This window comes from Mycetohabitans endofungorum (assembly GCF_037477895.1).
Lineage (GTDB): Bacteria > Pseudomonadota > Gammaproteobacteria > Burkholderiales > Burkholderiaceae > Mycetohabitans.
Window position 1 is genome coordinate 1,588,041 of the sequence record NZ_CP132744.1, and the last position, 19,074, is coordinate 1,607,114.

Sequence of the window (19,074 nt, forward strand, 5' to 3'; positions counted from 1 at the left end):
CCCGGCAAACAACCGAACATTGTACCGATCTCTTTTTGCAAGGTGCAAAAATGACGCGAGAACCATGACGCGCGAACCGTGCCACCGGCTCGACGCGTCAGTGGTGCACAGCGACCCCGCGCTATGAACGGCCTGCTTGCGATGGAGGAGCAACGCCCGCCGACATGGCGGCCCACGCGCGCTGCGCGGGGGGACGACGCGGCGGCAGCGTTGACAGGCGCATCATGTGCCGCAGCGCCATCAGGCCGCCGATCGTTTCAATGATGGCCGCGGGCACCCACATGATCAGTCCGCCCAGGCTTTGATCCAGCGCCGGCGACAGGTCCATGGCGCGACCGCACAACGTGAAGATCGGGTACAGGTCGCGCGAGGAGAACGTGATGATCGCACCGGCCAAGAGCTGTGGCGTCATCGTGATCACCGGCGACAACACCCGCATGCCCGGCTTTACCCGACTGGGCGGGCTCGGGCGATGATCCAGCAGCATCCACCAATACAGCAGACCACTGATCGTCACCGACCAGTTCATGAACAAGTAGATGCGCCAGTCGAGCATCGAAATAAATTGCACGGACGGAATGAGCCAGAAGAGCACCGAGATCACGAACGCCAACGAGATGAACGCCGGGTTGAGCAGCACGGCGCCGGCCATACGCGACGCACGCCGCCGGGCCGCCCGATGCAGCATGCCGCGCCAGCGTGGCGGCATGCCGGCACGCATCACGCTGCCTGGATAGGCAGACATGACCAGCAGCGGCGCCAAGTGATGCAGTACAAGGTGCTGAAGCCGGTGGACGAAGAATTGATGCTCTGCGTAATAGTCCACTCGCGTGTGCAGCGCGACATACAGCAGCACGAGACCTGTCCAGAACGCCGCCTGGCGCGCGATGCCCACGCGTTGGTGCAGCGTGCCGCGCGCGAACAGCACGGCGGCCGCGACAAAGACTAACACCAGCCCGAATGAGGGCTCCCACGGTTCCAGGAAACGAAGCAACGAGGACATGATAAGGTGGAGCGATGCGGCGCACTCCAGCGGCGCCGGCCGGTAAAAAGCGGCACCATCTTAACAGCAAAGCGAACCAGGGCCGGCCCGAGTTCACGCGATGGTCCTAAAATAGAGGATCTTTCGTCGACAAGGGTGTCCCTATTTGAGATGCGCACGCCTGCGAAAAGACCTGCAGGGCCGAGCGAACCAGCAACCGCCGACAATCGTGCAACCGTCGGGGCGGACTGGCCCTTGCCGCTATCCGGACATGCCGAGCCCAACGCGCCGGTGCGCGACTTCGTCACGTTGCGCCGCGCATTGGTCGTGCTGCTGATCGCCACCGTCGTACTACCGGCGGGGTTCCTGCTGTACTACGGCATAACGAGTTGGCACAAGGCGCTGGATGACGCCAGTGGATTTGCCACACGTTCGTCCCGGATCACCGAAGAGCAAGCGCTGAAGGTGTTCGAGCTCAATGAAGTGATCCGGGACAGGGTCCTGCAGGCAATCTATGAAGCCGAATCCCATGGCGGTGCGTTGGGTGATTACGCAATGACCACCAAGCTGCGCTCAATTGCCGCACCTTTTGATCACTTGGCCGCGGTCAGCGTGTACGATGCAAGCGGCCGGCTCGTGGTCACCAACGATCCCTATCTGGGCGTGCCGCGCAGTCTTGCGCAGACCGATGCATTCCGCAACGCCGCCCGGTGGAACCAGGGCGACTACGTGACCGAGGCGATCCCTTTACGGGGACACCGTGACCGCATCTTTGATGTCATCACGCCGCGCCATCTCAGCGATGGCTCATTTGCCGGTGTCGTCGCCCTGTCGATCCGCGCATCGTACTTCGAAGACTTTTATCGTGAGCTCGTGACCGGCAGCCACATCGGCCAGCTCGCGCTGATGCGCAATGATGGCACGTTGCTCGCCCGCTATCCGGCGCCGGCGCCCGGCGACATCGAGCCGCCGGTGCCGCGCGGCGTGCTAGCCGCGCAACTGGGCGGCACCGAGCGGGTCCACCTGGCCGATACGCAAGCGATCATCGGCTACCGGCGCGTGGGCTCGCGCGACGTCTACGTCACCGACTATTTACGGCTGGACCAGGTGTTCTCGCGTTGGCTCGCTCGCACCGCAATCGTCACCGGCTTTTCAGTCGTGCCCAGCATCGCGTTGTTTTTGGTGGCGTTCATCGCACTGCGCCGCCTTGATAACGAGGAAAAAGCATGGCGCCAATGGCAGGCGGAGGCTTCGCTGCGGCGTGCGGCTGAGGAAGACTATCGGCACGCACTGAAAATGGAATCGCTGGGCCGGCTGACCGGCAGCGTCGCGCACGACTTCAACAACCTGCTGATGGTGCTGTCCGCGAATGCGCGGCTGATCCGCCTGAAGATGGGTGAGGGCAACATGGCAAAGCAGTGGCGGGCCATTGAACGGGCCGTGCACACTGGCGAAGCCCTGACCCGTCGTTTGCTCAGCGTCTCGCGCAAGCAGCCTACGCGGGCCGAACGGATCGACCTGCGCAGCCGTTTGGCCGAGTGGAAGGGGTTGATCGAGGCATGCGCCGGCCCGCAGTGCGACGTGCGCATCGCGGTGCCCGACAGCGTATGGCCCGTACTGGCGGACCCCACTGACCTGCAGCTTGCACTAATCAACCTGGTGGCCAACGCGCGCGACGCGCTACCGGCCGGCGGCCGGATCGCCATTTCGGCCAACAACCACCAGGCGACGCACGAGCACGCCGGCGCAGCGTCAATAGCCGAACCGGATCGGGTGCGTATTGCGGTCAGCGACAATGGCTGCGGGATGAGCGCCGACGTGGCGGCGCGCGCGTTCGAGCCATTCTTCACGACCAAGGAACTTGGCAAAGGCACCGGGCTTGGACTGCCGCAGGTCTACGGCTTTTGCCAGCAGGCCGGCGGCGATGCGCAAATCATTAGCCATCCTGGCGTGGGCACGACGGTCGCCTTGTTCCTGCCGGCGGCCGCCGCCGAAGCCCAGGCACCCACCCACGCCGGGCCGCACGCTGCCGAACGCGACGGGGCTGTCCCGCGTCCATTGGCGTCTGACGGCGAGATTCCCGCACCGGCGCCCGGTGAACCATTGTCGCGGCAATCGCCCGCCACGGTGCCGGCGGACGCCAACGTGGTACCCGACGGCCGGCCGAGCCGCGCGGCGCGCGCGCGCCACGCCTTGACCGGCATGACTGGGCTTGAACTCCTGTTGGTAGAGGACGATAACGAGGTCGCCGAAGCAACGGCGGCGGTGCTGAACCTGGACGGTCATCGAGTCACCACCGCGCCGGACGCCCATTCAGCCCTGCAGCTCTACCGTCGGCACGCGCGATACGATGCGGTAATCAGTGATGTGACCATGCCCGGCCCGATGAACGGCATCGACCTGGCCATCGCGCTGCGCGACGCGGACCCCAGTTTGCCCGTCATCCTGATCACCGGGCACACCGACAAGTTGAGTCTGGCGCAACGTGAAGGCCTGCTGGTGCTACCCAAGCCGGTCAATTTTGACGTGCTGCGCTCCGCGCTTCCTCACGCGGCATGACGATGGCTTATGCCAGCAGCCCCTATTATGCGGCGCTCCGCAGGAATGCCACCAACTCGCGGTTGTACGCGTCGCGCTGTTCGATGCCGGTCAATTTTGACGTGCTGCGCTCCGCGCTTCCTCACGCGGCATGACGATGGCTTATGCCAGCAGCCCCTATTATGCGGCGCTCCGCAGGAATGCCACCAACTCGCGGTTGTACGCGTCGCGCTGTTCGATGTTCGAGATATGCGATGCGTCGAGTTCGAGATACTGCGCCCCCTGGATCGCTGCGGCCATCGCCCGGCCCTGCTCCGGGCTCGTCACAACGTCGTGCGTGCCGGCGATGACCAACGTCGGCACAGTGATGCGGCCCAGTGCGTCGCGCAAGTGTGCATCGCGCACCGCCTCGCAGTTTGCGGCATACCCATCGGGGTCGGTGGCCACCAATTGCGCCCGCAACAGCTCAGCCTGTGCGGCTTGCCGCTCGCGGAATCCCGGCGTCAACCAGCGCTCAATGATCGCGTCAGCCAAGCCGGCCATGCCTTCGCCGCGCGCTTTCGCGATGCGCGAGTTCCATACCTGCGGCGAGCCGATCTTGAATGCCGTGTTCGACAACACCAGCCGGATCAGCCGATCGCCATGGCAAGCGCCGAGCGCAATGCCAGTCTGCCCACCCATCGACAAACCGCAAAAGTGCGCACGCTCGATGCCCAACGTGTCAAGCAACGCGACCACGTCATCGGCCAGCCGTCCGATTGTATAGGGCCCCGGTGGCGTATCCGACTGCCCGTGTCCGCGTGTATCGTAACGCAACACGCGAAAATGCGCGCTCAGCGCCACGACTTGGGCATCCCACATCGCGAGCCGCGTGCCCAGCGAATGGGACAGCACGACCCACGGTGCATCGGTATGCTCGGCACCGTCAATACGGTAATGCAGGTGAATTCCGTCGATCGACGCAAATGGCATGATGGATCCCTCGTCAGTCGTTCAGATAATGCGCGGGCGGGCTACACGACCGCTACGGCACATTGAAGCACGCCCACTTCACACGCGCTCGAGCGCAAGTAAGCCGGTTAGTGTCACCAGAACGCAGATGATCCAATCGTGGCTTGCACCACTGCTCGACGCGGCACAACGCGTCTGCGAGTTGATTGCGCGGCGACGTTAAGCGCGCAATGCGCGGGAGCGTGCAAAAATCCGTATAACCATGCACCATACGGGTTACTCAACCGGCCCGCGACACGCACGCATCATGACGACCACGGCTTCTTCCGCAGCCTTTGCCGCATCCGCCTGCGCACTGGACATGATCATCTTCGGCGGCGGCGGCGACCTGTCGGCCCGCAAGTTGCTCCCGGCGCTGTACATGGCGCATCTGCACGGCAACCTGCCGGCCGACACGCGGATCATCGCGATCGGCCGCAAGGACTTCTCGCGCGACCAGTACCTCGCGTTCATCGACGAGCACTCGCGGCCGTTCGTCGACAGCAGTGCGCTGGACAAACAGGCGTGGGATCGTTTTCTAGCGTTGTTCGACTACGTGCGGATCGATGTTGGCTCGTCACCCGACTACGCCAACCTCGTCGCGGCGTCCCGGCCCGAAGCGCAACGCGTGTTTTACTTAGCCACATCACCCGAGCTATTCACGACGATCTGCGACAACCTCGCCGCGTGCGGGCTGGTCAACGAACAATCGCGCGTCGTGCTCGAAAAACCGCTGGGACACGACCTCGCGTCGGCACGTGCGATTAACGCGTCGGTCGGCCAGTACTTTGCCGAATCGCAGATTTACCGAATCGACCATTATCTGGGCAAGGAAACCGTGCAGAACCTGATGGTGCTGCGCTTTGGCAACGCGATTTTCGGTCCGTTGTGGCAAGCACCGTACATCAAGAACGTGCAAATCACAGTCGCCGAGACCGTGGGAGTCGGCAGCCGGGCCGGTTTCTATGACCAAACGGGCGCGCTACGCGACATGGTGCAGAACCACCTGCTGCAATTGCTGTGCATCGTGGCGATGGAACCGCCTGTGTCGCTCGATCCTGACGCGATACGGGACGAAAAGCTTAAGGTGCTGCGCTCGTTGCGTCCGATGACGGTCTCGGACATCGCCCGTAACACGGTGCGCGGCCAGTACACCGCGGGCGCGATCGGCGGGGAGCCAGTCAAGGGCTATCTCGAGGAAGATAACGTGCCGCCAGGCAGCCGCACGGAGACGTTCGTCGCGCTGCGTGCGCACATCAACAACTGGCGCTGGGCCAGCGTACCGTTCTTCCTGCGTACCGGCAAGCGGATGCCAAAGCGGCGCTCCGAGATCGTCATCGATTTCGCCGACTTGCCTTTCTCAATCATCCCGAGTGGACCGCGCAACTACGGTAACCGGCTGGTCATTCAACTACAGCCGGAGGAATCGATCCAGTTGCAAATGCTTGCGAAGGAGCCGGGCAGCGGCATGCACATGCTGCCCGTCAATTTGAACCTGGGCTTACAGCAGGCGTTCACGGGGCGCCGCGCCGAAGCCTACGAGCGGCTGTTGATCGACGTGATCCGGGGACGCCTGACCCATTTCATGCGCCGCGATGAATTGGAAGCCGCTTGGGCCTGGGTCGAGCCGATCCTGGCAGGCTGGCGCGAACTAGATGAGCGCCCGCGCACCTACACGGCCGGCACCTACGGGCCCACCGCTTCGTCCGCGCTGATGGCACACGAAAATATGTCGTGGGCCGAAGAAATATGACGCAGCGGGCGGCAGCCGGGTGTTTCGGACCGGTATTCCGGACGGGTGGTTGGACTGGTGCCTGGCCGATACGTTGACCCGTTGCCCCGCCGGTAGTTGACCCGCTGCGCCGCGAGGGGTCGCCCCGCTGCCCGGCTGGTAGTCGGGCCGCTGCCTAGCGGCGGCTCTCCGGCTCGACCTTCCACCAGCGTGGCAGCAACGCGCGCACGTCGCGTCGCATAAAGCGGTCATCCAGTAAGTGCACGACACCCCGATCCGTCTCGCTGCGGATCACGCGGCCTGCGGCCTGCACCACTTTCTGCACCCCCGGAAACAAGTACGTATAGTCGAATCCGGCACTGAACAACCGTTGCATCCGCTCGCGCAACTGTTCGTTCACCGCATTGATCTGCGGCATTCCGAGTGTGGCGATAAACGTGCCGACCAGCCGCGTGCCGGGCAGATCAATACCCTCGGCAAATGCACCGCCGAGCACAGCGAATCCGATACCGCGGCCGTGCGGCTCGAAGCGGGCAATGAAGGCGCGCTGTGCCGGCTCGTCCATCGCTCTGGCTTGCCGCCACACCGGAATCAATGGATGCGTAGCGCTGAACAGCGCTGCCGCCTGTTCTAGGTATTCAAAGCTACTGAAGAAGCACAGATAGTTGCCAGGCAGCGCCGCATACTGTGAGGCAATCCGCTCAACCAGTGCACCAAGCGACGCCTGGCGGTCACGATAGCGGGTCGAGATCGACGACGTCGCGTACACGGCGAGTTGTTCCTTGCTGAACGGACTGTCGACGTCGACATTAACGGTACTGTCCGGTAGTCCGAGCACGTCGCGGTAGAAGCGCGCGGGCCACAGTGTCGCGGAAAAAAGCGTCATCGAATGAGCGGCCACCACGCGCGCGCGCAATGCCGCCGCCGGCACGACATTGCGGATGCACAACGTCGAGCGTGACGTGGCGCGCGCCGTGGACCCCTCCAGCGTGGTCAGTGTGACATCGAACATCCAATGCTCGTCGAAACGCTCGGCGATGCGCAAGAAGTGAATTGCATCGAGATAGAAGCGCTCCAGGCGCACGTTCGGCACCAGTTGCGGCTCGGCCAGATGCTCGCCGATCGCACCAACGGTGCGCTGCAGCGCGCATAGCCATGCATCGGGTAGCACGTCAAAAGCGCGGTACGGTTCGGCCTGCGCGCGATTCAGCGTATTCCAGCACCGCTGCAAGCGACGCAGTGCGGTGCCCAGCATGCCGCGCGCGCCACGAGTCAGCTGCGCCAGTTCTTCCTGCTCGAGCGTGGCAGAGTACATTGCCCGCGCCCGTTCGGGCAGATTGTGCGCCTCGTCCACCAGTACGGCGACCCGCCACTGGTTTTGCACGGTCAACGCAAACAAGGGGGCACCGGTGTCGAAATAGTAGTTGTAGTCGCCGACGATCACATCAGCCCAGCGCACCAATTCCTGGCCCAGGTAGTATGGACACACGCGATGAGTCAAGCCCACCTCGCGCAGCGCGCCACGATCAAGCCAGTACGTTGCCAACGCCGCCTCGCGTGCAGCCGGCAACCGATCATAGAAACCTTGCGCGAGCGTGCATGCTTGCCCGGTGCACGCATTACCCGGATACTCGCACGCCTTGTCGCGCGCGACCAGTTCAACCACGCGCAGCGGCAGCGCGGGGGGAGACCCCGGCACGCGCATGTCGATGCCTGTGCGCCCGACCATCCCGGATCCGGCCCGCGTGGATTCTGCTGCTGATTCTGTTGATCGTGGCGAGCCCGCTGCACCACGCATCAAGGACTGCAGCGAATCCAATGCCAGTTGCCGTCCAGGACTCTTCGCACTCAAAAAAAACACTTTGTCGATCGAGGCACGCGGACAGGCCTTGAGCAACGGGAACAGCGTCCCGAGCGTCTTGCCGATGCCTGTTGGTGCTTGCGCGAGCAACACACGGGCGCCGCGCGCCGCGCGATAGACTGCCTCAGCAAGCTCGCGCTGGCCAACACGGAACGCTGGAAAGGGCAACTGCAGACCGTGCAGCATCGCATCGCGCGCGGCGCGGTGCGCCCGTTCCTGCACCGCCCACTCGATAAAGCGCGCACATTGCTGTTCGAACGCCGCTTTCAACTCAGCGGCACTCGCCGTCTCGGTCAGCACGGTTTCGTGTCCAGCCGCGATGTCATAGTACACGAGCGCGAGTTCGATCGACGGCACTTGCGCCTGCTGACAGAACAGCCAGCCGTACACCCGCAACTGCGCCCAATGCAGCGCGCGGTGATTGTCTGGCATCGTGTCCAATTCGCCGCGGTACGTCTTGATCTCCTCGAGCCGACCCCGTTGCGGATCGTAGCCGTCCGCGCGACCGCGCACCGTCAGTTCTTGAAACTCGCCCGTGACGCTGATTTCTGTTTGGTAGTCCGCGTGGCGGCGGCTTGCAACGACGCGATGGCCGATCCTGCCCTCCTCGGCGCTGGGAGACGGCGTGAACCGCAGATCCAAGTCGCCTTGCTTCGCCGTGAACTCGCACAATGCGCGCACGGCAATCACATAGCGCATCACACCGTCCATTGCGCCGGCGCGCTGACGCTGTCCGGGATCGCATGGTTGACAGCGGCGGGCGGCGCCGGCCTGCTGCCCCCACCGGCAAGCCATCGCACGTGCGCAACGCTGACCGGCAGCCCTTTTTCGTGTGCGTAAGCTAGCCAGCGCACCTGGTTGTCCTGCAACCGGTCACCGGGCCCTTTCACTTCGATCAATTCATACGAACGCACGGCCGGCACGAATCGGATCAGATCCGGCAATCCGGAGCGGTTTCGCGAGATGTCCCGCAGCAACCGCTCGAACCACAGCTTCAGGTGGGCGGCCGGCATGCAGTCCAGCGCGAGCGTCAACAACGCAGGATCGAGCACGCCCCAAGCCACGAACGGCGACTGAATCCCAGCCTTCGCGGCAAAATTATCCTCGATCGTGCGTCGATAGCGACCATCGTCGAGTTGTTGCAGGCAGGCATCGAACAGCGCCTGACGACGCGCGACGAACATCGGCGTGTCCAGGTCCGCTGGCCCGCGCTGGAACGGATGAAAGAACGCGCCGGGTATCGGCGCGAATATCACCTGCCAGCACAACAGGCCAAACAAAGTGTTGATTAATGCGTTTTCGACATAAAATACCGGCGCCTCCGGACGATGCAGATGAGCGCGCAATACGTGCTCGACCCGCATCGGTGCGGTGGGCATGGGCAAGAGCCAGTCGCTGCGCGAGATCGGCATTGCCGATGCCGATAAATCAGATTGCGATGAAGGTGTGCGGTTCCGGCCGGATAGCCGTTCGCCACATGCCGATTGCACCGTCAAAGGTGACTGCTGCCGTGCGGCACGCGGCACGCGCTGTAGCCGCGCAAGGGTACGCGCGGCGCGCTGTGCCTCGCCCTCGCTGACCGGCGTCCGTACGACTTGCGCAGCAAGCGCCAATGCGTCATCGCGGCGACCGAGTGTCTCGAGCACACGCACTCGCCGATAGCGGGCATCCGGATATGTACTCGCCTCGTACGCATGCAGCGCGCGTGGCCAATCGCGCCGCCGTTCGCAGTGCTGGCCGATCCGAAACAACACTTTGGCGCGACGCATGTCGAGCCAAAGATTACCAGTCGGACATGCGCGCGCCTGCGCCAGCAATGTGTCCAACGTCGCGTCATCGGGGGCCGCGTTCAGCGCCTGGCGACAAGCATGCAACGAGAAATAGGCATCGACATCTTCGCGCTGTTGGAATGCGCGAGACGATCCATCCAAGCGCACGGCTTCGTAGCGGAAGACACCCAGATCGGCTAGCACGAACTCCGACCAGTCCTGCCATAGATTCCCAAAAAACATCAATCGAAGGCGATCACACAGGGGTCCCAGCAGGAAGTGGACGACCTTTGCTGGCTCGTCCGGGCACCAGACCGAATACGCATGCTGTACACCGGGATACGCAGCGCGCAGCGCGTCAAGCAACGCCGCCTTCGTGCCGCGCGCCGCCTTTGCCGCCACGAAGCGGCGCTCGAGCTGGGCTTTGGTCGCCACAGTGAACAGTTCGTCGATTGACATCGGCGGATCGAGTTCGACCCAGCCTCGCGTAATCAATGGCTCGCATGCGGCAAGTGGCTCACCGATCTCGGCATACCGCAGCTTGTCCGTGCGAAACAATGGTCCTTTGCGCATCAACATCCGGACCAGCAGCGCGCGCGACGCGTGGGGCAACGACTCGAACGCGTCGATGAAGGCCCGTTCTTGCCCGTCAAGCAGGTCATCGCATCGATCGCTCAACCATGCGATAGCGCGGCGAAAGTTTGCGACATAGTAGAACGGGTCCACGCCGCCGGCGAGAATCGCGTCCATCGTCTAATCCTGTATAGATATACAGTACGAGATGATACCAGCGTCGGCTGCGTTGAGTCACCCGCGTCCCCTCGATGCGACCAATTTAAGGAAGCTGGCGAATGTGGTGTGGTAACGTGGGGTTAAATCGAACAGCCCGCACAGTGGCACAGCGGCAGTACCGCGTCATTACGCCTGGTCCGGCAACGGAGGACTAACGTACGGTGCGCGGATGGCCGCTCAGAATGGGCGGTTGTCGCCGTTCTGCTCGTGCGGCGGATCAGGGCTTTTCTGCATGCTGCGCAGCGCGCCGTCGTCATCAAAACCAAATGGAACAGTGAGTACCCTACCCATCTTCCAGGTATCAGTAGCACCAAACCTCTCACTTCATCAACGGACAAGTACGCGGTCTTCCGCAGGTTTGCCAAAATAGACCAGCACGCGCTGCTTTGTCCATTCATCGGGCTGCTGCTCCTGGTAAAACTCGCTGTTCTGCAGCCTCTGCTGCACGGCGATGAACTGGCCCTGAGCATCAACATCGGCCGCAGTCGTGCATTCGGCCATCGTCTGCGTCGGCCATATCAGCCGGTGAGCGCCGTTTTCCAGCGCATAGCGCTTCACGTAGCTACCCGAGCCACAAAATCACAACGCGGACTCAAGCTGGCTGGCCTGAAAACCTTGCCTTGCCTTGCCTTGCCTTGCCTTGCCTAGTCTAGTCTAGTCTAGTCTAGGCTGGGCTGGGCTGGGCTGGGCTGGGCTGGGCTGGGCTGGGCTGGGCTGGGCTGGGCTGGGCTGGGCTGGGCTGGGCTGGGCTGGGCTGGGCTGGGCTGGGCTGGGCTGGGCTGGGCTGGGCTGGGCTGGGCTGGGCTGGGCTGGGCTGGGCTGGGCTGGGCTGGGCTGGGCTGGGCGCTGGCGCTGAGCAACAGCGCCAGCGCCCCCGCATCAGCGCCCCATCAGTGCACGACCCGTTCGAACACGAACTTGCCATCCTCGAAGTCGACCGGGATCAGGTCCTTCGGACCAAACCGGCCACCGAGGATCAGCTTGGCGATCGGGTTCTCAATCTCCTGCTGGATCGCGCGCTTGAGCGGCCGCGCACCGAACAACGGATCGTAGCCGACCTTGCCGATGTGCTCGAGTGCCGCATCCGACACGTCCAGTTGCATGTCCATCTTCGCCAGTCGTTCGGTGAGCCGCTGCAACTGGATCTTCGCGATCGAGCGAATATGGCTGCGATCCAGGCCGTGGAAGACGACGACCTCATCGATCCGATTCAGGAACTCGGGCCGGAAATGTTGCTTGACTTCTTCCCAGACCGCATCGCGCACCGCCGCATGAGGCTCGCCGACCATCGACTGGATCTGCTGCGAGCCGAGATTCGACGTCATCACAATCACGGTGTTCTTAAAATCCACCGTGCGGCCCTGGCCATCGGTCATGCGGCCGTCGTCGAGCACTTGCAGCAGCACGTTAAACACGTCCGGATGCGCCTTCTCGATTTCATCGAGCAAGATCACACTGTACGGCTTGCGCCGCACGGCCTCGGTCAAGTAGCCGCCTTCCTCATAGCCAACATAACCGGGCGGCGCGCCGATCAGCCGCGCGACGCTGTGCTTTTCCATGAACTCGCTCATGTCGATGCGGATCAAGTGGTCCTCGGCATCGAACAGGAACGCCGCCAACGCCTTGCACAGCTCGGTCTTGCCAACCCCCGTCGGGCCAAGGAACAGGAACGAACCATACGGTCGGTTCGGGTCGGCCAAGCCTGCCCGCGAACGGCGGATCGCGTCGGCCACCGCACTGATCGCCTCGTCCTGGCCGACCACGCGTTCATGCAGCTTCACCTCGATCTGCAACAGCTTCTCGCGCTCGCCCTGCATCATCCGCGCGACCGGGATACCGGTGGCGCGCGATACGACCTCGGCAATCTCCTCGGCGCCCACTTGCGTGCGCAGCAACCGCGGCTTGTCGCTCTTGGACGTACCGGCCTCGGCCTGGGTAACGGCCTTCAGTTGCGCCTCCAACTGCGGCAACGTGCCGTATTGCAACTCGGCGACCTTATCCAGCTTACCCTCGCGCTGCAGCCGCACGATTTCTGCGCGGGTCTTGTCGATCTCTTCCTTCAGGTGCGCGCCGCCCTGCACGGCGGATTTCTCCGCCGTCCAAATCTCCTCGAGATCTGCGTATTCGCGCTCGAGCCGCGCGATCTCGTCCTCGATCAACCCAAGCCGCTTCTGCGATGCCTCGTCCGTTTCCTTCTTCACCGCCTCGCGCTCAATCTTCAACTGGATCAGCCGACGGTCGAGCCGGTCCATCGCCTCGGGCTTCGAGTCGATCTCCATCTTGATCTTGGACGCCGCCTCGTCGATTAAGTCGATCGCCTTGTCCGGCAGAAAACGGTCGGTGATATAGCGGTGCGACAGCTCGGCGGCCGCGACAATGGCCGGATCCGTGATCTCGACCTTGTGATGCAGCTCGTACTTTTCCTGTAACCCTCGCAGGATCGCAATGGTTGCCTCGACCGACGGCTCATCGACCAGCACCTTCTGAAAGCGCCGCTCAAGCGCCGCGTCTTTTTCGATGTATCGGCGGTATTCATCCAGCGTCGTTGCACCGATGCAATGCAACTCGCCGCGCGCGAGTGCCGGCTTGAGCATGTTGCCCGCGTCGATCGCACCTTCCGCCTTGCCTGCGCCGACCATCGTGTGAATCTCGTCGATGAACACGATCGTGCGCCCCTCATCCTTCGCAATGTCGCTGAGCACCGCCTTGAGCCGCTCCTCGAATTCGCCGCGATACTTGGCGCCGGCCAACAGCGCGGCCATGTCCAACGCCAGCACCCGCTTGTCTTTCAGTGTCTCGGGCACCTCACCATTGACGATGCGCTGCGCGAGACCTTCGACGATCGCGGTCTTGCCCACCCCCGGCTCGCCGATCAACACCGGGTTGTTCTTCGTGCGGCGCTGCAGAATCTGGATCGCGCGGCGGATCTCGTCATCGCGGCCGATCACCGGATCCAGCTTGCCGGCGCTCGCACGCTCGGTCAGGTCCACTGTGTATTTCTTTAGCGCCTCACGCTGGCTCTCGGCATCCTGGCTGTTGACCTGCGCGTTGCCGCGCACCGCCGCGACGGCAGCCTCCAGCGCCTTGCGGGTCAGGCCATGCTCGCGCGCGAGCCGGCCGGCGTCGCCCTTGTCGTCAGCGAGCGCGAGCAGAAACATCTCGCTGGCGATATACGCGTCGCTGTACTTCTGCGCTTCCTTGTCCGCCTGGTTCAACAAGCCGCTTAACTCGCGGCTCACTTGCACATTGCCGTCGGTGCCATGCACCTGCGGCAACCGCTCCAACGCCGCGCCAAGCGCGGCCTGCAGCGCCTGCACATGCACACCGGCGCGCGACAACAGCGAGCGGGCCGCGCCATCGGGCTGCGCGAGCAGCGCCGCAAGTACGTGCAGCGGCTCGATATACTGGTTGTCGCGTCCTACAGCAAGGCTTTGTGCGTCCGCGAGCGCCTCCTGGAACTTCGTAGTCAGTTTGTCGATCCTCATGAAGACCTCCAATGCTTGGTTGCCTCATAACTTGAGGTCCGGATGGGGCTTTTCAAGCGCCCGGGGTGAGCGTGATCAAGCCCAGCGCGTGCGCGAGTGGTGCACTCGACTGACTCCACTCAGCCTCCGTGTGCTTGTCAAGCTCGGCTAGAAACGCCTGAAGCGCTGCGACCATTACGACCTTGAGTTGACAATGCGGCTCAATGGCGCATGCATGACGGACATCGGCCCCCAACAGGCAACCAGCGCAAAATCGTTCTCGGTGGCGCGCACAATCTGTGCCGACCGTTAGCGTCCGAGCATGGGGCGCCAGCCGCAAGCCACCGTTGCGCCCGCGCACCATGTCGAACCAGCCTCGCTCGCCGAGCAGTTGCACGACCTTCATTAAATGGTTCTTCGACACCTGGTACGCATCGGATATCTGCTGAATCGTGGACAATCCGTCGTCGTGCACCGACAGGTACAGGATCACGCGAAACGCATAGTCGGTGAAATCGGTCAATCGCAAACGAGTATCCCGGCTTATGCTCCATGGTGCAAAATAAGGGCTGGCGCAGCAACATGCTGCCGCCCCGGTACCGCCTCCGGTATCTTACTGCCACAGGCACGGGTTTGCGCGCCATGCCATGCCATGCTGTGCCATGTCGTGCCGGCCGCGTTGCGCCGCTGATCCGCTGCGCTGCCACAATGCGATCCCTCTGCTGACAACATGACATCATGGTCAATCCCGAATCCGACGCCGTAGCGAGCCACCTTGCCATCTTGGACGAAGCAGGCATCCATTCGCTGGTCCACCGCTTCTATGCACGCGTGCGGGCGGACGACATGCTGGGACCGATCTTCGCGCAGGCGATCGGCGACGCATGGGACCCGCACCTAGCAAAAATGTGCGACTTTTGGGCCAGCATCGCGCTGGGCGCCAAGCGCTACAAGGGCAATGTGCAACTGGCCCACCTGCCACTGAAAGATATCGAGCCCGAGCACTTCAGCCGCTGGCTGTACCTGTTCCTGGACACGGTCGAGCATCTGTTCGAGCCCGCCGCGGCGCTCAAGCTGATGGAGCCGGCGCTGCGCATCGCGGAAAGCCTGCAGCTGGGCCGCTTCGGCTGGCAATATCAGGTGCCGCCGGAGCAGAAGGCGCTGCTCGAGCGAATCGCGCCGCGCCGCGGCGAGCGTGGCGCCGTTCACTGATCGTCGGCAAGTGGACCCTTCGCCGCGTTGTGCGACGCAATGCCCCAGCGCGCGAGCGCCGCGTCGTCGTCGGTGCGCGCCTCGACCCAGCGCTCGCCTTGCCCAGTGCACTCCTTTTTCCAAAAAGGCGCGTTAGATTTTAAGTAGTCCATCACGAACTCACAGGCGGCAAACGCGTCGCCGCGATGCGCAGCCGCGACCGCGACCAGCACGATCTGCTCACCCGCGTCGAGCCGCCCGTGCCGGTGCACCACACGCACGTCAATGCCCGCCCAGCGGCGCTCGGCTTCGGCAACAATGGCCTCCAACGCCCGTTCGGTCATGCCCGGATAGTGCTCGAGTTCCAACGCGCTGATTGACTCGCCGTCGCTCAACTCGCGCACGGTACCCACGAAGCTGACCACCGCGCCGATGCGTGGATGGCGCGCACGCAGCCGGGCGAGTTCCGTCGTCACGTCGAAATCGTGCGCTTGCACGCTGACTGTCATCCCATCCTCCACGTTACCCCGCCCGGCCGCTGCCATGTCACCCACCGGTGACAGGTGGAAAAAATGCCACCTCGCAGCCGTCAGTCAGTCGCGTCGACGGATCGGTCATGACGTGGTCGCACGCCATGCGCAACGGGCGCGTGCCCGCCAGTGCGCTTGCCCACGCGCCGCCGCGCGAGCATAGCCACGCGCGCACGTCGCCGACCGTGTTGATGCTGTCCGGTACGTCAACCGTTTCCGCGTCCGTGCCGACCGCCTCGCGCACACTTGCAAAAAACCTCAGTTCGATCTTCATTGCCATTGACCGTTGAAAATCCTGTTTCCGCCGCGCGGTCCCTCACCGTCGCTCTGCCACGCCGTCACGCCAGCAGCGTCGAGAAGGGCAGGAAACGCACCATCTCGCCCGCCTGAATCGCGTGCCCGGGCGGATTGTCAATCAATCCGTCCCCCCACACCGTGGATGTCAGCACCGCCGAACTCTGGTTTGGGAACAGGTCGAGTCCCCCAGCGTCGTTGATCCGTGCGCGCAGGAATTCATTGCGGCGATCCGCCTTTTTTTGCGTAAAATCGGCGCGCATATGCAGCACACGAGGCTCGACGCATCCTGTGCCGGCCAGGCGTAGGATAAACGGGCGCACGAACAACAGGAATGTCACGAAGCTGGACACCGGATTACCGGGCAAGCCAATAAAGAACGCTGCGTCGTGCGGCGCATCGGCGCCCAGCGATCCCGCGGCCGCTGGTCGGTGCACCGTGCCGAACGCAAACGGCTTGCCCGGCTTCATCGCAATCTGCCACAGGTGCAGCGAACCTTCAGCTTGAACCGCGGCCCGCACGTGATCCTCTTCGCCCACCGATACGCCGCCGGAGGTGAGGATCAGGTCATGCGCGAGCGCCGCCTCGCGCAGCGCGTCGCGCGTCGCATCGAGCCGGTCCGGCACGATGCCCAGGTCCGTCACGTCGCAGCCGAGTGCGGCCAGCAGCCCACCGAGCGTGAACCGGCTCGAATTGTAGATTGCGCCTTCACGCAATGGCTCGCCAGGCATCGTCAACTCGTCGCCGGTGAAGGCTATCGCGACCCTCGGCCGGCGCGCGACCGGCAGCGTCGCATAGCCGACCGACGCGGCCAGGCCCAACGCCTGCGGCGTTAGCCGCATGCCGGCAGGCAAAATCACCGCATCCTTGCGGATATCCGAACCACGCCGGTTGATCCAGTCGCCCATTGGCGGCGCTGCATCGAACGCGACCGTCTCGCCGTGCGCCTGTGCCTGTGCCTGCTCCTGTATCACGACCGTGTCAGCGCCCGCGGGTAGTTGCGCTCCGGTGAAAACGCGCGCGGCGGTGCCGGCCTCAAGCGCGCCACCGGGCGCATACCCGGCTGGCACGCGTTGCGACACGCGCATCGGCCGGCCAGCCACGACGTCGCCGGCCCGCACTGCGTAGCCGTCCATCGCGCTGATGTCGGCCGGCGGCACATCGAGCGCCGAGTGAATGTCAGTGGCTAACACGCGGTTCAGCGCGTCCTGCGTCGGTACGGTCTCGATTGCGTCGGGCTGCGCGCATAATGGAAATGCCGCGGCCAGCAGTTGCGCAAGTGCGTCCTGCGTGGCCAGCAGTGGCGGGCGAGCAGCGCCCGTAGTCGTGGCGGTGCAGGCCGTTTGACTAGCGCCCACCACCGGCGCAGTATCGTTCGGGATCGACATCGGAGTCGGGCCGGATGTTGACGGATAAAAACGTATTGTAGCCCCGGCGCCGCACCGGTACGCCGCCTAGCCGTCGATCTGCGCGCGAATGAAGTCCTTCACGCGCGCAGCGTCGGCCGGCAACACGGTGAAACGCTGCGGCAACGCCTCCAGTCCGTCAAAGGCCGACGGACGCGGAGGATCCCGATCCAGCGCCTCGCGGATCGTAGCGCCGAACTTGATCGGTTGCGCGGTCTCGAGCACGATCATTGGCACCCCCGGCTCCAGGTATTCGCGCGCCACCTTCACGCCGTCCGCCGTATGCGTGTCGATTATCGCCTGGTAGCGACGGTGGACGTCGCGGATCGTCGCGATTCGGTCCGCGTGCGTGCTGCGACCGGACACGAAACCGAACTCGCGCACGCGGGCAAAATCGCCCGACGCAGCCAAGTCGAACCCGCCCTTGGCCTCGACGTCGCGGAACAACTGCAACACGCGCGCCGAATCGCGGTCCAGTAAGTCAAAGACGAAGCGCTCGAAGTTCGACGCCTTTGAGATGTCCATGCTGGGACTGGTCGTATGGTGGGTTTCAGCCGCGGCGCGCACGCGATAATTACCGGTGCGGAAGAACTCGTCAAGCACGTCGTTCTCGTTGGTGGCAACCACCAGCTTGTCGATCGGCAAGCCCATCATCCGCGCGATGTGACCGGCGCACACATTGCCGAAATTGCCCGACGGGACTGTAAACGACACGCGCTGATCGTTGCCGCGCGTCGCCTCGAAATAGCCTCGAAAATAGTAGACAACCTGTGCGACGACCCGGGCCCAGTTGATCGAGTTGACCGTACCGATTTGGTAGCGGGCCTTGAACGCGTGGTCGTTTGAGACGGCCTTGACAATGTCCTGGCAATCGTCGAACACCCCTTCGACCGCGATATTGAAAATATTCGGATCCTGCAGGCTGAACATCTGCGCGGTCTGGAACGCGCTCATCTTGCGATGCGGCGACAGCATAAACACGCGCACACCTCGCTTACCGCGCATCGCGTATTCGGCGGCGCTGCCGGTGTCGCCAGACGTCGCGCCAAGGATGTTCAATTGCTGGCCCTGACGCGCCAACGCGTGCTCGAACAGGTTGCCGAGCAACTGCATCGCCATGTCTTTGAACGCGAGCGTCGGGCCGTTGGACAGCTCGAGCAGCGCCAGCGGCGCGCCACCCTCGATACCCAGCGTCTTAAGCGGCGTGATGCGCTGCGCATCGCTGCCGTCGCGCACATTTGAGTATACGTCGGCACGATAGGTGCGCCGCGTCAGCGCCCGCAAGTCGTCAGCCGGCATGTCATCGCAGAATTTCGCGAGGACCTCAAATGCCAGGTCCGCATAGGACAGCGTACGCCAGCGGGACAACTCGGCGTCGGACACACGCGGATAATGCGCCGGCAAATACAGGCCACCATCCTTCGCAAGACCGCCGAGTAGGATGTCGGAAAACGAATGGCGCTCGCCGAGCCCGGCGCCGCGTGTGGAAATGTAGTTCATTCGGGAAGGCTCCTGGCGCTCCGGC

The 19,074-nt window shown here is 63.6% G+C and carries 14 protein-coding genes; 3 read left to right on the top strand and 11 right to left on the bottom strand.

Annotated elements, in window-relative coordinates; genetic code table 11:
* Positions 1 to 121: 121 nt before the first annotated feature.
* Positions 122 to 1,003 carry a cytochrome c oxidase assembly protein gene (locus RA167_RS06830; protein ID WP_083705950.1) on the bottom strand — a complete coding sequence of 294 codons (882 nt, stop codon included), beginning with the start codon at positions 1,001 to 1,003 and terminating at the stop codon, positions 122 to 124.
* A gap of 234 nt (positions 1,004 to 1,237) precedes the next feature.
* Here RA167_RS06830 and RA167_RS06835 point away from each other — a divergent pair, with 234 nt between their 5' ends.
* Positions 1,238 to 3,541 carry a hybrid sensor histidine kinase/response regulator gene (locus RA167_RS06835; RefSeq protein ID WP_175972393.1) on the top strand — a complete coding sequence of 768 codons (2,304 nt, stop codon included), beginning with the start codon at positions 1,238 to 1,240 and terminating at the stop codon, positions 3,539 to 3,541.
* A 159-nt stretch (positions 3,542 to 3,700) separates the two neighbouring features.
* Here RA167_RS06835 and pcaD read toward each other — a convergent pair whose 3' ends face one another.
* On the bottom strand, positions 3,701 to 4,492 hold the full coding sequence (gene pcaD, locus RA167_RS06840; RefSeq protein WP_076784981.1) for a 3-oxoadipate enol-lactonase: 792 nt from the start codon (positions 4,490 to 4,492) through the stop codon (positions 3,701 to 3,703).
* 286 nt (positions 4,493 to 4,778) lie between these two features.
* On the opposite strand from pcaD, the gene zwf reads away from it, so the two are divergent.
* Positions 4,779 to 6,263: a glucose-6-phosphate dehydrogenase gene (gene zwf, locus RA167_RS06845; protein WP_076787168.1), complete on the top strand. Its 1,485-nt coding sequence runs from the start codon at positions 4,779 to 4,781 to the stop codon at positions 6,261 to 6,263.
* A gap of 154 nt (positions 6,264 to 6,417) precedes the next feature.
* On the opposite strand, the gene RA167_RS06850 is transcribed toward zwf, so the two are convergent.
* The 5 genes from RA167_RS06850 to RA167_RS06870 form a co-directional block, all read right to left on the bottom strand.
* Positions 6,418 to 8,802, bottom strand: a complete 2,385-nt coding sequence (locus RA167_RS06850) for an ATP-dependent DNA helicase (protein WP_076787170.1) — start codon at positions 8,800 to 8,802, stop codon at positions 6,418 to 6,420.
* A complete protein-coding gene (locus RA167_RS06855) occupies positions 8,802 to 10,622 on the bottom strand; it encodes a VRR-NUC domain-containing protein (protein ID WP_076784983.1) in 1,821 nt (606 codons plus the stop codon). Before RA167_RS06855 ends, RA167_RS06850 begins: the two co-directional genes overlap by 1 nt.
* 369 nt (positions 10,623 to 10,991) lie before the next feature.
* On the bottom strand, positions 10,992 to 11,165 hold the full coding sequence (locus tag RA167_RS06860; protein WP_175972394.1) for a hypothetical protein: 174 nt from the start codon (positions 11,163 to 11,165) through the stop codon (positions 10,992 to 10,994).
* Positions 11,166 to 11,554: 389 nt separating this feature from the next.
* Positions 11,555 to 14,149 carry an ATP-dependent chaperone ClpB gene (clpB, locus tag RA167_RS06865; RefSeq protein ID WP_076784985.1) on the bottom strand — a complete coding sequence of 865 codons (2,595 nt, stop codon included), beginning with the start codon at positions 14,147 to 14,149 and terminating at the stop codon, positions 11,555 to 11,557.
* A 52-nt stretch (positions 14,150 to 14,201) separates the two neighbouring features.
* The gene (locus RA167_RS06870) at positions 14,202 to 14,651 is read right to left on the bottom strand and encodes an Rrf2 family transcriptional regulator (protein ID WP_338876570.1); all 450 of its coding nucleotides are present in this window, start codon (positions 14,649 to 14,651) and stop codon (positions 14,202 to 14,204) included.
* Between the two features lie 215 nt (positions 14,652 to 14,866).
* Between RA167_RS06870 and RA167_RS06875 the strand changes: the two genes are divergently transcribed.
* Positions 14,867 to 15,340, top strand: a complete 474-nt coding sequence (locus RA167_RS06875) for a group III truncated hemoglobin (protein ID WP_076784986.1) — start codon at positions 14,867 to 14,869, stop codon at positions 15,338 to 15,340.
* Here the strand turns inward: RA167_RS06875 and RA167_RS06880 are convergent.
* The 4 genes from RA167_RS06880 to thrC all read right to left on the bottom strand — a co-directional run bounded on the left by RA167_RS06880 (position 15,334) and on the right by thrC (position 19,049).
* A complete protein-coding gene (locus tag RA167_RS06880; protein ID WP_076787172.1) occupies positions 15,334 to 15,828 on the bottom strand; it encodes a molybdenum cofactor biosynthesis protein MoaE in 495 nt (164 codons plus the stop codon). The genes RA167_RS06875 and RA167_RS06880 overlap by 7 nt on opposite strands.
* A 37-nt stretch (positions 15,829 to 15,865) precedes the next feature.
* Positions 15,866 to 16,123, bottom strand: a complete 258-nt coding sequence (gene moaD, locus RA167_RS06885) for a molybdopterin converting factor subunit 1 (protein WP_076784987.1) — start codon at positions 16,121 to 16,123, stop codon at positions 15,866 to 15,868.
* Between the two features lie 64 nt (positions 16,124 to 16,187).
* The gene (glp, locus tag RA167_RS06890) at positions 16,188 to 17,444 is read right to left on the bottom strand and encodes a gephyrin-like molybdotransferase Glp (protein WP_076787174.1); all 1,257 of its coding nucleotides are present in this window, start codon (positions 17,442 to 17,444) and stop codon (positions 16,188 to 16,190) included.
* A gap of 153 nt (positions 17,445 to 17,597) precedes the next feature.
* Entirely contained in the window at positions 17,598 to 19,049 is a 1,452-nt protein-coding gene (thrC, locus tag RA167_RS06895) for a threonine synthase (RefSeq protein ID WP_076784988.1), read from the bottom strand.
* Positions 19,050 to 19,074: the final 25 nt, after the last annotated feature.